Below are 13,277 nucleotides of genomic sequence, written 5' to 3' on the forward strand. Positions count from 1 at the left end.
CAAGATTCTTTTTATTGTCCACCTTTAAAGGCATCCACCATTACCTGAAATTCTTCATTTGTAAGAGTGATTCCCTTGCCCATTTTAGTATGATCTGGGCTCCAAGCGCGAATGTCAAACTTTGCAGGGGCTCCATTAAAGCTGACGCGATTGATTTCCTTGGTCCATCCTTTTTCATTTTCAGACAGGGTCAGTAAGTGTTCTTCGATTTCAAATGTAAATTCTGCCATTTTGTTCTCCTTTTAAGTTTTCATTAGATTATTCGAAAAATCTTGTAGTTTTTAGAAAAATTTTATATAATGTGGATATGTAAGGAGGGAGGATTCTATGAGACAGGCATTCCAACTAGTTCTAGATAAACTACATAGTTTTCTCAATGGGAATGATGATCATCCTCAAATCGAGGACAACTCCCTCACTGCTATGATTGAACAAGCCATCCAGAAAAAGACGGCTGTTCATGTGATACTTGCAGAAACAAGTTTTACGGGTGATATTCTCAAACACGATGCCATTCGCCAACAAATTATCGTCAAGAATTTTTCAAAAAACGTGACTCGAATCATTCGTATCAGTGATATTAAACGGCTTCGTTTTGTTCCCTCAACCGTACAACAAGCTCAGAAAAGTCTATTTAAGAAAGAGTGAGATGTTCATTGCATCCCACTCTTTTTCTTAACGGATTTGTTCAAAATGAAGATGAACGGCGATATGGTCGCCATAACCACTTCTCTCCAAATCGCGTTGCAAGCGATAAGAGATATAGTGCTCTGCAATGGTAATGTAGCCAGCTCCAAGTAAGCGGTGCTCAACCATTGACTGGATCATGCTGATAGTCGCACGTTCCACTTTTGCTTCTTCCAAGTCCAAAACGACTTTTTTAGTAACTTGTGCAAGGTTTTGACGCAAATCATCTGTCAAAACATAAACGGTTTGAGCTGCTTTTAGGACAGCTTGGTAAATTTTATCTGGATCAAATTCAGCAATTTCTCCATTACGTTTGATTACTTGCATAAGGTTCTCCTTTATTCTTTGTTTTCTTTGATTTCAGCCAGCATTTTTTCTTCTTCGGCTGTTAGTTGATAGTTTTCTAGCAAGTCAGGTCTGCGCTCGTAGGTTTTCTTTAGGCTCTCATACAGTCGCCACTGACGAATCTTTTCATGGTGTCCACTCATGAGCACATCTGGCACGACCATACCTCGATAGTCATAAGGACGTGTGTACTGAGGATATTCGAGAAGTCCTGAAGAAAAACTATCATCCTGGTGACTAGACTCCTTGCCAATCACTTCAGGAATCAGGCGAACGGTCGCATCGATCATGGTCATGGCCGCCAATTCTCCTCCAGTCAAGACATAGTCTCCTAGGGAAATCTCATCGGTTACCAGGGTCTTGATGCGCTCGTCATACCCTTCATAGTGACCACAGATAAAGATCAGTTCCTCTTCCTGAGTCAAATCCTCAGCGTAAGCTTGATCGAACTGTTTTCCAGCAGGATCAAGAAGAATGACACGGGGATTTTTCTTTTCAATAGCATCAAAGGCATCGAAAATGGGTTGAGCCCTTAGCAACATCCCCTGACCGCCTCCGTAAGGTTCATCGTCAACATGACGGGCCTTTTCAGCATATTCTCTGAAATTATGATACTGGATATCCAAGAGCCCTTTTTCTCGAGCCTTCCCAACAATTGAGTGTTCCAGCGGAGAAAACATCTCAGGAAAGAGGGTTAAAATATCAATCTTCATCATCTAGTCCTTCTAAGATTTCCACTTCGACCTGCTTGTTTGGAATATCAACATTGAGAACTACTGGCGGAATGTAAGGTAAAAGCAAATCTCGCTTACCTTTTCGTTTGACCACCCAGACATCGTTGGCACCTGGTTGTAGGATTTCCTTGATAGTTCCAATCAAGTTCTCTCCCTCGTAAACTTCCAAACCAATAATTTCATGATAGTAGAATTCACCATCATCTAAATCGTTCAAATCTTCCTCAGCGACCTTGAGACTATAACCCTTGTACTTTTCAATCGCATTGATATGGTACATGTCTTTGAACTTGATAATGTCAAAGTTCTTCTGCTTACGGTGACTTGCGATGCTCACTGTTTGAACAAACTGATCTTTTTTATCAAATAAAGCCAGCTCTGCCCCTTTTTTAAACCGCTCCTCAGCAAAATCCGTCACAGACAAGACACGCATCTCACCCTGTAAACCCTGCGTATTAACGATTTTCCCAACATTAAAGTAGTTCATCTTGTCTCCTGTATCTATTTCTATCCTTTATTTTATCACGTTCCAGGGATTTTCACAAGTTGGAGAAAGAGGACATCAACTCTCCTTCCCATTCAAAAATCCTTCCAAATCACGTTCATGTTGATACTTAATGGCAGCCTTCTTATCTTTGTCAAAAATGGTTTTGGTTAGGTCAATGTCGTTGATAGCCGCAATAGCGACCGTGTAGTGAATAATATCTGCCAGTTCTTTGGCTAGTTCCTCATTTGAGTCCTGGACACCCTCTTTTCGACCAGAGCGCCCATTCAAGACCTCGGCTACTTCTCCGACTTCCTCCACTAGCTTGATAAAGAGGCCTTCCTCAGTTCGAGATTGCTGGTAATGTTCGAGTAAGTAAGCTTGTAATTGTCTAAAGGTTAAATCCTTCATCTTCTCCTCCTCACAAAAAAGCGAGACATCTGTCCCGCTTTTTTATTTTTCATCGATAACGATTCTTACTTTTTTGTCTTCAGTTGGGACAGAGTAGACAATCGTTCTTATCGCTGAGATAGTGCGACCCTTACGACCGATAACACGACCGACATCGCTTTGGTCAAGATCCAAGTGATACTCCAAGAACTCTGGTGTGTCTTCAATCTTGATAGTTAAGGCATCAGGTTGTGAAATCAAAGGTTTCACAATCGCAATAATGAGATTTTCAATCGTATCCATCTGTCAACCTACTTTAAACTTATTTTGAGAATTTAGAATCGTGGAATTTTTTCAATACGCCTTCTTTTGAAAGGATGTTGCGAACTGTATCTGAAGGTTGAGCTCCATCAGCCAACCATGCAAGAATGCGGTCTTCTTTCAAAGTTACTTGGTTTTCAGCAACAAGTGGGTTATAAGTTCCAACTGTTTCGATGAAACGTCCGTCACGTGGTGAACGTGAGTCTGCTACGTTGATACGGTAGAAAGGTTTTTTCTTAGAACCCATACGAGTTAAACGGATTTTAACTGCCATTTTTTAATGTCTCTTTTCTTATTTTTTATTTCGGTGAAATAGCTGAGCTATTTAGCACATGTTCTATTATAGCAGATTTTCGAGAGGTGTCAAGAAAAAAACTTGACAGAGTTTAAAATTTTTATTTTTTTTAGAAATTTATTAGACTAATAGGGATAAATTAGAAAGAGAAACTTTATGAATACTAGTCTAGAGAACATTTACAAAGACCATCAGGTTAAGCTTTACATCTCTCCTGATCGTGATATCGAGACTTGGCTACTAAATCCCAAGCCTGTCCCAAAACGAAATAGAAGACAATCTTCTGGCAGGTGATATTATCCTCCTCTGGAGAATCAACTTTGGTACTTTTACCACCGAAAGCTGGTTTTAAAAACTCCCATTCGAATATGATTCAAAATTCGCTTAAAATAAATGTTTTCCCACTTTTTCAGAAAAAATTTTCATCTAATTTGAATAACTTTTAATTGAATGATGTGATATATGAAGTGTTGTAAATGCTGTATTGTAGCTGATTCTTAACGTTTTGAGAACTGGCTAGCTTAACGAGCTTTCTTAAGACCTGGTTTGAACAGAGTTAGTTTTAATAAATTTCAAACCCCTTTAAAATCAGCGTTTTCCCTTGTTTACAGAAAGCGGATTTTCATATAATTTCAACTAATTTGATTCGAATTGAGCTACTAAATACCAAAATTCACACCATTATTGTTTAAGTGATTTTCTAACAGTCACTTGCTTTTTGTATCAACGCTTTTCTACAAAATCTAAAATATCTTCATAGGTTAATAAGGAAACAATCTGTTCAACAGTTAAATGAAATATTTTTTATTTTTGATATACAATAAATCATGTTTTATAAATATCATATCGCCTTTATGGTTATGGAGATTACTTTGTCAGGGATTTTAATCTCATTTGAAAGAACTTTTCTACACGATAAAAATATTATAGGTTATCTTGTATATTTGAGATATTGACAATTTGGTTAGTTAATGTTAAGATATACTTACCGACAACTATATCGGTAAGGAGGAGCAAATGAAAAGAGAAAGGCTAACAGCAAATGAAAGAAAATTAGAAATACAGAATATTGCATTGGAAGTTTTTACAATAAAGGGATATAAAAACACAAGTATGCATGATTTAGTACAAGCTACCGGACTATCCGCAGGAGGATTGTATCATCATTATAAAAGTACATCTGAAATTCTTTACGACATGATGATCCGAGGTTGTAAATATAGGGAAGATATTATTAAAAAAAAGATAGCTGAAATTCCAAACCCTTTAGGTATAGAGGTATTAGCTGAACTAATGGTTGATAAGGCGCTTTCCAACAATATATTTGTTCCAATATATGTTATGTTCTTGCAGTCGATGCAGGAAGATGAAACCTTACAACAACTTTATAAAGATATAAGGGATAGTAATATAAGGGATTTTGAGCAAATGTTAGAGGAAAACGGAGGTTTGAAGATTTCTAAAGAATCTTGGAATTTACTCAATGATTTGATTAATACTTTCATCTTAGGTTGTGAGACATTGGGTATCAGAGAACATTTAATTTCACAACGTCACATTCTTAAAAAAATGGTCATTGACGTTCTAATAGAAAACGAAGAAGAGGTGTAATTGTATGAATAAAAATAGTAAAGAGCTGTTAACAGAGCAGCCATTACAAATATTAATTAAGCTATCATTACCTGCGATATTAGGAATGATTGTTATTGGAGTATATCCGTTAATGGATGGGATTTTTGCGGGTCAAATACTTGGTGAAAAAGCCATGACGGCAGTAGGCATTGCTACCCCATTTACCTACATCAATACAGGGATTGCTACCTTGATTGGTGTAGGGTCAACATCTTTACTTTCCAGAGCAATTGGAGAAGGAAATCAAAGAACCATTGACAAAGTTATGGGGAATCTTTGCTTTTGGGTTTTGTTATTGTCAACAATCGTTACAATATTAGGGTATTTATTTTGCGGACAACTTCTTATGATATTTGGAGCTAAGGGAGAACTTTTAAATCTTTCTACTCGTTATTTACGAATTATTTTTCTTGGATCCATATTTGTGAATTTTGCACAGGCAGCTAATATGGTGATGCGTGGTGAGGGTTTAATGAAACGAGCCATGTTAATTATGTCATTGGGAGCAGGAATAAATATAGTATTAGATCCAGTTTTAATGATAATGTTTAGAGAACATGGAGTTGAGGGAGCTGCTATTGCTACAATAACAGCACAATTTATTCAGGCAGTATTTACGCTTTGGTATTTTAAGAAAAAAAGTGAAACTGTAAAAATTGGCTTGATAAGAAAAGAAAAGGAAATAATAGGAGAGATGTTTTCGGTAGGAGTTTCTGCTATGCTTATGCAGGTGCTTACTATTATTCAACAGAGTTTTCTTTATAGTCAAGCATTTCGATATGGAGGAGAAACTTCAGCAGCCATTATGGCAGTATCATTAAGAATACAAGCTTTTTCTTTCATTCCGCTATGGGGAATGAGTCAAGGATTACAACCTGCTATTGGTGCCAATTTCGGAGCGAAGCAATATAATAGGGTAAAAAAAATATTTAATGTTTTTACTATTAGTTCCATTGTATTGGCAGCTTGTTTTTGGATACCGGCAGAAGGATTTGCTAAACAGATTCTTAATTTATTTGGATTATCTGATGAAACACTATTTTTAGCGGTTCCAAACTTTCGTATAATGTATAGTATTTTCATTGCTTATGGGGTAATGATTATGATTATGACATTTTTCCAAGCGATTGGAGATGGTAAAACAGCTGGTGTTTTAGTTATGCTAAGGCAAGTAATTTTATTTATTCCAACCATGATTTTTCTTCCATACATATTTGGAGCACAGAGTATTTGGTATGTTATACCTATAGTTGATGGTATTGTTGTATTGTTGGGATTGCAGAGATATTTTACAACAGTTAAGAAAATGAAATAACTAATAAATTATATAGAAGAGCAGTAAATCGAAAGATTTACTGTGACTCTTGATGTAAATAAAGATAAATTAACTATTCTAGGAGTTCAATTTGATAACTTCCCAGATTTTGATACCGTTTGGTATGCTATCGGATCATCAATGATTGAAAATTATGAACCTACTGTTCAAGATGTGATTGATTTAAAAGCTCATGTTATTAACAGACGAAAGGAATTAAATATTGGTTTCCTAAATACTTCAAGTACACTTATAGCATTGATGCCCCAAAAGATTTAGAAATACCTGTTGAAAAAGGCTATGCTCTTGTCAAAACTGTCTTTGACTCGCTTGATCATCTAAATACCACTATGAAAGAGAATATCCTCAAAAGCAAGGAGAGTTACAGTACTTTCTAAGATGAGGGCTCCAGATTTGGACCAATCCCTTCGTGACAACTTTTCAGGAGAAGAATTAGCAAGTTACTTTTCAATTCGTGGTTACAAATTGACTCCAAAGGGAGAGCAGATACTGGAACAGTACCAGGACATTATCGACCGTCATCCAAAGAAAAATCTCTAAGCAAGCGACTTTCTGGTCGGCTTCCTCTTAAACTACCTTGTCACTAATATTTGAAATCCCCCTACTTTTAAGGTACAATGGTAGAAATGAATTTTTGAGAGGTTAACAATGAAAAAACTAGCAACCCTTCTTTTACTATCAACTATAGCCCTTGTTGGATGTACTAGTATCCAGCGTGGTCTTCGTGGTGACGACTATGTCGACTCTAGTCTTGCAGCAGAAGAAAGCTCAAAAGCAGCTGCTCAGGCTGCCAAAGATTTGAATGATGCTTTGACCAATAAAAATGCCAACTTCCCTCAACTTTCTAAAGAAGTTGCTGAAGATGAAGCCGAAGTGATTCTCCACACAAATCAAGGCGATATCCGCATTAAACTCTTCCCCAAACTCGCTCCTTTAGCAGTTGAAAACTTCCTTACTCACGCTAAAGAAGGCTACTATAACGGCATCACCTTCCACCGTGTCATCGATGGCTTTATGGTCCAAACTGGAGATCCTAAAGGAGATGGTACAGGTGGCCAATCTATCTGGCATGATAAGGATAAAACGAAGGACAAGGGAACTGGTTTCAAAAATGAAATCTCTCCTTACCTATACAATATCCGAGGAGCCCTTGCAATGGCTAACACTGGTCAACCAAATACCAACGGTAGTCAGTTCTTCATCAACCAAAACTCAACAGATATTTCAGCTAAACTCCCTTCAAGCAAGTATCCAAAGAAAATCATCGAAGCCTATAAAGAAGGTGGAAATCCAAGTCTAGACGGCAAACACCCTGTCTTTGGTCAAGTTATCGAGGGCATGGATGTTGTTGACAAGATTGCTAAGGCTGAAAAAGATGAAAAAGACAAACCAACTACTGCTATCACTATCGATAGCATCGAAGTAGTGAAAGATTACTATTTTAAATCCTAAACAACCTAAAAATACAGTATCCGCATTCGATACTGTATTTCTTTTTTCCTCATTTTTAAGTTAGCTTGTTAAAGTCCCATATTTGGTCCATCCAGCCTTCATAGAAGTCTGGTTCGTGACAAACCATGAGGATTGAACCCTTATACTCTTTCAGAGCACGTTTGAGTTCATCCTTGGCATCCACATCTAGGTGGTTGGTCGGCTCGTCAAGTACCAAAACGTTATTTTCACGGTTCATCAAGAGACAGAAACGCACCTTAGCTTGTTCCCCACCTGATAAGACTTGAATTTGACTTTCGATGTGCTTGGTCGTCAAACCACAACGGGCAAGGGCTGCACGAACTTCTGCTTGATTAAGGGCAGGAAAGGCATTCCAGACAGCTTCAAGAGGTGTTTGACGATTGCCACCTTCTACTTCTTGCTCAAAATAACCAAGTTCTAGGTAATCTCCACGTTCGACTTCTCCAGCGATCGGTGGAATAATGCCTAAGAGACTCTTCAAGAGAGTTGTTTTCCCGATACCATTGGCCCCAATAATGGCAACCTTTTGATTGCGTTCAAAAGTAAGGTTTAAAGGCTTGGTCAGAGGACAGTCATAACCAATCTGCAAGTCCTTGGCTTGGAAGATAAAGCGCCCAGGTGTACGAGCTGGTTTGAAATCAAAGGACGGCTTTGGTTTCTCACTTTGGAGTTCAATGATGTCCATCTTGTCGAGTTTCTTTTGACGGGACATGGCCATGTTTCGAGTTGCGACACGGGCTTTATTGCGGGCTACGAAATCCTTGAGGTCGGCAATTTCTTTTTGTTGACGCTCATAAGCTGCTTCCAGTTGAGATTTCTTCATAGCATAGACTTCTTGGAACTGGTAGTAGTCACCAGAATAGCGAGTCAACTGTTGATTCTCCACATGGTAGACAATATTGATCACGTCGTTGAGGAAAGGAATATCATGTGAAATAAGGACAAAAGCATTCTCATAGTTTTGGAGATAACGCTTGAGCCAGTCAATATGTTCAGCATCCAAGTAGTTGGTTGGCTCGTCCAAGAGCAAGATATCTGGCTTTTCAAGGAGGAGTTTAGCTAAAAGTACCTTTGTTCTTTGTCCACCTGACAAGGCTGTTACGTCTGTATCCATACCATAGTCCATGACACCGAGGGCACGCGCTACCTCATCAATCTTGGCATCTAAAGTATAAAAATCACGACTCTCCAAACGATCTTGGAGCTCCCCGACTTCTTCCATCAGCGCGTCGATATCTGCTCCTTCTTCTGCCATTTCCATGTAGAGGTCATTGATACGAGCTTCTGCTTTAAAAAGCTCATCAAAGGCTGTACGCAAAACATCACGTACAGTTTGGCCTTCTTTTAGTACAGCGTGCTGGTCTAGATAGCCAGCAGTCACATATTTAGACCATTCCACCTTCCCTTCATCTGGTAGCATTTTACCAGTCACGATACTCATAAAGGTTGATTTTCCTTCACCGTTGGCACCGACAAGACCGATGTGTTCTCCCTTGAGGAGACGGAAGGAGACATCTTCAAAAATTGCACGGTCACCAAAACCGTGACTCAAATTTTTAACTTCTAAAATACTCATTCTAATTCCTTATCTTGTTTTTATGCAGTCCTTTATAGAGGGCCCAAGCCAGATAGCCTCCCAGGGTATTGGTCCACAAATCATCAATCTCAAAGACCCGATTAAAGTCGAATAAAAAATCTAAAACTAGTTGCGTGCACTCAATTCCTAGACTCAGTAGAAAACTGAGAAGGATGATTTTTTTCGTTTGTCGTAAATTTGGACAGAGATAGATCAGTTGAAAGACTAGCGGGAAAAGCAAGAAGACATTTAAAATGTTCTGCAAAAAGATCCAAAGGACTTGTCCCAAACTAGTCACTTCACCCAGTTTCCAAAAGGAGTTTAAGGGAGTTAAAAGAAAAACCAGGCGTCCAAAAGTTTGAATACCTGGAGTTTCCACTCCTGTAGGAAGTTGAGGTTGGGGAGTAAAACAAAAACAGACAATGCAAAGACTGTAAATAGCCACTCCCAATCTTAAGATTAATTCTCTTTTTTTAGTCATTTTATGGATTTACCGCTGCGACTGCCTTCTGGCGGTCACGTTTCATTGTATTGGAGCGTAATTGTCCACAAGCTGCATCAATATCTGTACCATGCTCTTGACGGACAACACAGTTGACCCCTTTTTTCTTGAGGGTATCGTAGAAGGCCATCACGCGCTCTTTAGGACTACGGCTATATTGGTCATGTTCACTAACTGGGTTATAGGGAATCAAGTTGACATAAGACAATTTCTTGATGTTCTTGAGCAATTCAGCCAACTCCAAGGCTTGTTCAACACCGTCGTTGACTTCATTGAGCATGATGTATTCAAAGGTCACACGGCGATTGGTTGTTTCGATATAGTACTCAATAGCTGCAAAGAGCTTTTCAATCGGAAAGGCACGGTTAATCTTCATGATGCTTGAGCGCAATTCATTATTGGGTGCGTGAAGGGAAACAGCCAGATTAACCTGTACACCTTCATTAGCAAAGTCACGAATTTTATGGGCTAAACCTGACGTAGAAACGGTGATATGACGAGCACCGATAGCCATCCCCTTGTCATCATTGATGGTACGGACAAAATTCAAAACATTGTTGTAGTTATCAAATGGTTCACCAATTCCCATGACAACGATATGGCTGACACGTTCGTCCTGACCACGCTCATCAAAGTATTTCTGAACCAGCATAATCTGCGCTACGATTTCCCCGTTATTAAGATCACGTTGCTTTTTAATCAAGCCTGACGCACAGAAGGTACAACCAATATTACAGCCAACCTGAGTGGTCACACAGACTGACAAACCGTAGTGTTGACGCATCAGTACTGTCTCAATCAACATGCCATCTGGCAACTCGAAAAGATACTTAACAGTACCGTCAGCTGACTCTTGTACAATCCGTTGTTTCAAAGGATTGACCACAAACTGGTCATTGAGCTTAGCAATCAAATCCTTGGAAAGGTTGGTCATTTCTTCAAAGGACTGGACACGTTTACGATAGAGCCATTCCCAGATTTGATCTGCTCGGAATTTCTTTTCCCCTTGTTCTAATACCCATTCTTGCATGGTTTGACGTGTTAAACTATAAATAGAAGGTTTCATCTCTTCTCCTTATTCTCTATCTATTTCTGACGAATGACAAAATGGCGCTGTCCCTTGTCCTCTTTCTGAGATTTTTGGTCCTTATGACGACGTCTATTTCGCTTATCCGTATTTGGTTTTCTCTTGTTTTGCGAAGGTTTCTTGCCTCTTCTAGGAAGGTTTTCCTCATCCTTTTTACGCAATTTTTTGTCAAATGAAGCCCGTTTCGGTGCTTGATTTTCTAGGACAAAATAGGCACAACCATAACTACAGTACTCTAAAAGATAGTCCTGTAAGCGACTGATCTTTTCAATTTTTTCCTCTGTTCGATCGTCTTTGTAAAAACCACGTAGGCGGAGCTGCTCATTGCTCCAATCCCCCACGACATAATCAAACTTGGTCAACACTTCTGAGAAGCGCTGATTAAAGACGGTCACATCGAAAGCCTCCTTGATATTTTCAACCAAGGTAAAAGCAATCCCTTCAGTCTCAACCTTATCCCCATTTACATGAAATTCTGGGCCAGGAAACTTGTTATAATTGTATAATTCAGGTGCAATTTCTTTACGCATAGTCTTCCTTTTCCACGATTACTTAACACTCTATTTTACCATAATTTCTAGCAATTAGCACATTTCTCATAAAAATGAAAAAAGTCTGACGATTTTGTCAGACTTCTGCCATATAAACCAAAAAGAGAAGAATGACTCTTCCCTCTACATTTTATTATTTAGCTGCTGCGTAGAGCTCGTCTACTTTGTTCCAGTTAATGACTGAGAAGAAAGCTTTGATGTAGTCAGGACGAACATTGCGGTATTTCACGTAATAAGCATGTTCCCAAACATCCAAGCCCAAAATTGGTTTTTTACCTTCTGAGATTGGTGTGTCTTGGTTTGCTGTCGAAGTTACTTCAAGCTTCCCTTCTTTGTTGACAACCAACCATGCCCAGCCAGAACCAAAGCGAGTTGTAGCTGCTGCTGTAAAGGCTGCTTGGAACTCTTCAAATGAACCAAATGTTGCATCGATTGCTGCTGCAAGTTCTGCTGAAGGAGCAGTCTTTTCAGGAGTCATCCATTCCCAGAAAAGAGCGTGGTTCAAGTGTCCACCACCGTTGTTGATAAGCGCTTGGCGGATATCAGCTGGGATAGATTCTACATCAGCAAGCAAAGCTTCAAGGTCTTCACCGATTTCAGGGTGTTTTTCAAGAGCAGCATTCGCATTGTTGACGTAGGTTTGATGGTGCTTGTCATGGTGCAAGTGCATTGTTTCAGCATCGATGTATGGTTCCAAGGCGTCATACGCGTATGGAAGATCTGGTAAGATAATAGCCATCTGTAATACCTCTTTTTCTTTCTATATGAAGATGATAACGCAATCATCCTTTTTTTTCAAGTTTTATGCTCATTACGCTTGGCTAGATATCTGTAACAGCGCTCTCTCAAAAAGGTAGCCTTTTTCATAGACACCTGTTTTAATCTGATAGTCTGCTTCAATTAAATAAGAAATTGCTTGTTTGAGAAAGGCCAAGGAAATCCCTCTCGAATCTCTTAATGCGAACTTGATTTGATAAGGATTAGGATTGCGCCCCAAGTAAGTTCCCAGACTGCTTACGATCTGCGATTCCGTCTGACCAGTATCTGATAAAATTTTCACCTGGGTAAAGGTTCGAAACTGTCCTAACATGACAGCTATGAGCTTGATTTCGTCCTCCCCTTGCAAGGTCAAATCTCTAACCAAGTCACGCGCCTGGTCAATCTTTTTACCCAAGATAAATTGAGTCAAATCAAAAATATTGTCCTGCAAGGTCTTTGGAATAGCCTCGACAATGTCCTTCTCCTCAATCACGCCGTCGGACTTATAAGACTGCAAAAAAAGGAGATTTTTCTGGATTTCACTAAATTGAAAACCAGACTTGATGAGGAGATTTTCAAAGGATTGCCCCACAAACTGCAGACCTTGTGTTTGACTCCATTTTTGGAAATACTGGCGCAGTTCTTGCTCCTTAGCCTCAATAGCATCAAAGACAATCGCATCTCGTTTGAGCAGTTTGACCAATCGTCTTTTACTATCTAGCTTTCCTTCCGCAAATATCAATAACTTGGTTGTTGGCGAAGGATTGTCAAGGTATTCCTCAAATGACTTGAGCTCATCATCTGTTAAAAAGCGTTTTTTGGCTGTTGTGATATCGACAAAATGATCTAATATCACGATTTTCTCATCAGCAAAGAAAGGGAGACTGACCAACTCCAACTCTAAGTCTTTATAAGCTACTTCTTTCATATCAAAGTAAGCAAAATTGAGATCAGCTGAATCATAACCAATCTGCTTCAACACTTGACTCTTCATCACTTCAAACTGGCCCAGGTCTGTCCCTGTAAATAAGTTCAAGCTAAATAGACTTGATAAAGTCAACTTCTGACTGTCTTCAATGGCAAGCATCTTCTCTCCTTTCTTCTG

The 13,277-nt window shown here is 39.0% G+C and carries 19 protein-coding genes and 1 pseudogene; 7 read left to right on the forward strand and 13 right to left on the reverse strand.

Annotated elements, in window-relative coordinates:
- Positions 1-11: 11 nt before the first annotated feature.
- On the reverse strand, positions 12-230 hold the full coding sequence (locus KIH88_RS05620) for a YdbC family protein (protein ID WP_000807427.1): 219 nt from the start codon (positions 228-230) through the stop codon (positions 12-14).
- Positions 231-327: 97 nt separating this feature from the next.
- On the opposite strand from KIH88_RS05620, the gene KIH88_RS05625 reads away from it, so the two are divergent.
- Positions 328-648, forward strand: coding sequence for a hypothetical protein (locus KIH88_RS05625; protein WP_084874168.1), 321 nt, complete (start codon positions 328-330; stop codon positions 646-648).
- A 27-nt stretch (positions 649-675) separates the two neighbouring features.
- Here the strand turns inward: KIH88_RS05625 and KIH88_RS05630 are convergent, their stop codons facing one another.
- From KIH88_RS05630 to rpsP, 6 genes are all read right to left on the reverse strand, one after another.
- A complete protein-coding gene (locus KIH88_RS05630; protein ID WP_001196045.1) occupies positions 676-1,014 on the reverse strand; it encodes an ATP cone domain-containing protein in 339 nt (112 codons plus the stop codon).
- A gap of 11 nt (positions 1,015-1,025) precedes the next feature.
- Positions 1,026-1,745, reverse strand: a complete 720-nt coding sequence (gene trmD / locus KIH88_RS05635; RefSeq protein ID WP_213988241.1) for a tRNA (guanosine(37)-N1)-methyltransferase TrmD — start codon at positions 1,743-1,745, stop codon at positions 1,026-1,028.
- Entirely contained in the window at positions 1,735-2,253 is a 519-nt protein-coding gene (gene rimM, locus KIH88_RS05640) for a ribosome maturation factor RimM (protein WP_213988032.1), read from the reverse strand. The genes trmD and rimM overlap by 11 nt, the downstream gene beginning before the upstream one ends.
- 75 nt (positions 2,254-2,328) lie before the next feature.
- A complete protein-coding gene (locus KIH88_RS05645) occupies positions 2,329-2,661 on the reverse strand; it encodes a MazG nucleotide pyrophosphohydrolase domain-containing protein (RefSeq protein ID WP_025172858.1) in 333 nt (110 codons plus the stop codon).
- Positions 2,662-2,703: 42 nt separating this feature from the next.
- Complete coding sequence (kphA, locus tag KIH88_RS05650; protein ID WP_000379617.1) at positions 2,704-2,943, reverse strand: RNA-binding protein KphA; 240 nt, start codon at positions 2,941-2,943, stop codon at positions 2,704-2,706.
- 19 nt (positions 2,944-2,962) lie between these two features.
- Positions 2,963-3,235 (reverse strand): 30S ribosomal protein S16, encoded by a 273-nt coding sequence (rpsP, locus tag KIH88_RS05655; protein ID WP_049520696.1) that lies wholly within the window; start codon positions 3,233-3,235, stop codon positions 2,963-2,965.
- A gap of 177 nt (positions 3,236-3,412) precedes the next feature.
- Between rpsP and KIH88_RS05660 the strand changes: the two are divergent.
- The 6 genes and pseudogenes from KIH88_RS05660 to KIH88_RS05685 all read left to right on the forward strand — a co-directional run bounded on the left by KIH88_RS05660 (position 3,413) and on the right by KIH88_RS05685 (position 7,676).
- Positions 3,413-3,608, forward strand: a pseudogene (locus tag KIH88_RS05660) (hypothetical protein).
- Between the two features lie 665 nt (positions 3,609-4,273).
- Complete coding sequence (locus KIH88_RS05665; protein ID WP_084878480.1) at positions 4,274-4,867, forward strand: TetR/AcrR family transcriptional regulator; 594 nt, start codon at positions 4,274-4,276, stop codon at positions 4,865-4,867.
- Between the two features lie 4 nt (positions 4,868-4,871).
- Positions 4,872-6,203 (forward strand): MATE family efflux transporter, encoded by a 1,332-nt coding sequence (locus tag KIH88_RS05670; protein ID WP_213988033.1) that lies wholly within the window; start codon positions 4,872-4,874, stop codon positions 6,201-6,203.
- 42 nt (positions 6,204-6,245) lie between these two features.
- Entirely contained in the window at positions 6,246-6,482 is a 237-nt protein-coding gene (locus tag KIH88_RS05675) for a hypothetical protein (protein WP_061406920.1), read from the forward strand.
- Positions 6,483-6,602: 120 nt separating this feature from the next.
- Positions 6,603-6,764 (forward strand): hypothetical protein, encoded by a 162-nt coding sequence (locus tag KIH88_RS05680; protein WP_111466904.1) that lies wholly within the window; start codon positions 6,603-6,605, stop codon positions 6,762-6,764.
- Between the two features lie 108 nt (positions 6,765-6,872).
- Positions 6,873-7,676 (forward strand): peptidylprolyl isomerase, encoded by an 804-nt coding sequence (locus KIH88_RS05685; RefSeq protein WP_213988034.1) that lies wholly within the window; start codon positions 6,873-6,875, stop codon positions 7,674-7,676.
- A 55-nt stretch (positions 7,677-7,731) separates the two neighbouring features.
- On the opposite strand, the gene KIH88_RS05690 is transcribed toward KIH88_RS05685, so the two are convergent.
- From KIH88_RS05690 to holA, 6 genes are all read right to left on the reverse strand, one after another.
- A complete protein-coding gene (locus KIH88_RS05690) occupies positions 7,732-9,273 on the reverse strand; it encodes an ABC-F family ATP-binding cassette domain-containing protein (protein ID WP_213988035.1) in 1,542 nt (513 codons plus the stop codon).
- Position 9,274: 1 nt separating this feature from the next.
- A complete protein-coding gene (locus KIH88_RS05695; RefSeq protein ID WP_125441101.1) occupies positions 9,275-9,754 on the reverse strand; it encodes a VanZ family protein in 480 nt (159 codons plus the stop codon).
- Position 9,755: 1 nt separating this feature from the next.
- Positions 9,756-10,841, reverse strand: a complete 1,086-nt coding sequence (rlmN, locus tag KIH88_RS05700; protein WP_000804762.1) for a 23S rRNA (adenine(2503)-C(2))-methyltransferase RlmN — start codon at positions 10,839-10,841, stop codon at positions 9,756-9,758.
- A gap of 20 nt (positions 10,842-10,861) precedes the next feature.
- Entirely contained in the window at positions 10,862-11,392 is a 531-nt protein-coding gene (locus KIH88_RS05705) for a YutD family protein (RefSeq protein ID WP_213988036.1), read from the reverse strand.
- 154 nt (positions 11,393-11,546) lie between these two features.
- On the reverse strand, positions 11,547-12,152 hold the full coding sequence (sodA, locus tag KIH88_RS05710) for a superoxide dismutase SodA (protein WP_143989714.1): 606 nt from the start codon (positions 12,150-12,152) through the stop codon (positions 11,547-11,549).
- 72 nt (positions 12,153-12,224) lie between these two features.
- A complete protein-coding gene (gene holA, locus KIH88_RS05715; RefSeq protein ID WP_213988037.1) occupies positions 12,225-13,259 on the reverse strand; it encodes a DNA polymerase III subunit delta in 1,035 nt (344 codons plus the stop codon).
- Positions 13,260-13,277: the final 18 nt, after the last annotated feature.

It is taken from the genome of Streptococcus oralis (assembly GCF_018448765.2).
Classification (GTDB): domain Bacteria; phylum Bacillota; class Bacilli; order Lactobacillales; family Streptococcaceae; genus Streptococcus; species Streptococcus oralis_BM.

Bases quoted from the DNA above. Each gene is read 5' to 3' on its own strand.
- kphA (WP_000379617.1), bottom strand. From the start codon at position 2,943: ATGGATACGATTGAAAATCTCATTATTGCGATTGTGAAACCTTTGATT.
- KIH88_RS05690 (WP_213988035.1), bottom strand. From the start codon at position 9,273: ATGAGTATTTTAGAAGTTAAAAATTTGAGTCACGGTTTTGGTGACCGT.
- KIH88_RS05680 (WP_111466904.1), top strand. From the start codon at position 6,603: ATGAGGGCTCCAGATTTGGACCAATCCCTTCGTGACAACTTTTCAGGA.
- trmD (WP_213988241.1), bottom strand. From the start codon at position 1,745: ATGAAGATTGATATTTTAACCCTCTTTCCTGAGATGTTTTCTCCGCTG.
- KIH88_RS05705 (WP_213988036.1), bottom strand. From the start codon at position 11,392: ATGCGTAAAGAAATTGCACCTGAATTATACAATTATAACAAGTTTCCT.
- KIH88_RS05695 (WP_125441101.1), bottom strand. From the start codon at position 9,754: ATGACTAAAAAAAGAGAATTAATCTTAAGATTGGGAGTGGCTATTTAC.
- KIH88_RS05625 (WP_084874168.1), top strand. From the start codon at position 328: ATGAGACAGGCATTCCAACTAGTTCTAGATAAACTACATAGTTTTCTC.
- rimM (WP_213988032.1), bottom strand. From the start codon at position 2,253: ATGAACTACTTTAATGTTGGGAAAATCGTTAATACGCAGGGTTTACAG.
- rpsP (WP_049520696.1), bottom strand. From the start codon at position 3,235: ATGGCAGTTAAAATCCGTTTAACTCGTATGGGTTCTAAGAAAAAACCT.
- KIH88_RS05645 (WP_025172858.1), bottom strand. From the start codon at position 2,661: ATGAAGGATTTAACCTTTAGACAATTACAAGCTTACTTACTCGAACAT.
- holA (WP_213988037.1), bottom strand. From the start codon at position 13,259: ATGCTTGCCATTGAAGACAGTCAGAAGTTGACTTTATCAAGTCTATTT.
- sodA (WP_143989714.1), bottom strand. From the start codon at position 12,152: ATGGCTATTATCTTACCAGATCTTCCATACGCGTATGACGCCTTGGAA.
- KIH88_RS05620 (WP_000807427.1), bottom strand. From the start codon at position 230: ATGGCAGAATTTACATTTGAAATCGAAGAACACTTACTGACCCTGTCT.
- KIH88_RS05630 (WP_001196045.1), bottom strand. From the start codon at position 1,014: ATGCAAGTAATCAAACGTAATGGAGAAATTGCTGAATTTGATCCAGAT.
- KIH88_RS05685 (WP_213988034.1), top strand. From the start codon at position 6,873: ATGAAAAAACTAGCAACCCTTCTTTTACTATCAACTATAGCCCTTGTT.
- KIH88_RS05665 (WP_084878480.1), top strand. From the start codon at position 4,274: ATGAAAAGAGAAAGGCTAACAGCAAATGAAAGAAAATTAGAAATACAG.
- rlmN (WP_000804762.1), bottom strand. From the start codon at position 10,841: ATGAAACCTTCTATTTATAGTTTAACACGTCAAACCATGCAAGAATGG.
- KIH88_RS05670 (WP_213988033.1), top strand. From the start codon at position 4,872: ATGAATAAAAATAGTAAAGAGCTGTTAACAGAGCAGCCATTACAAATA.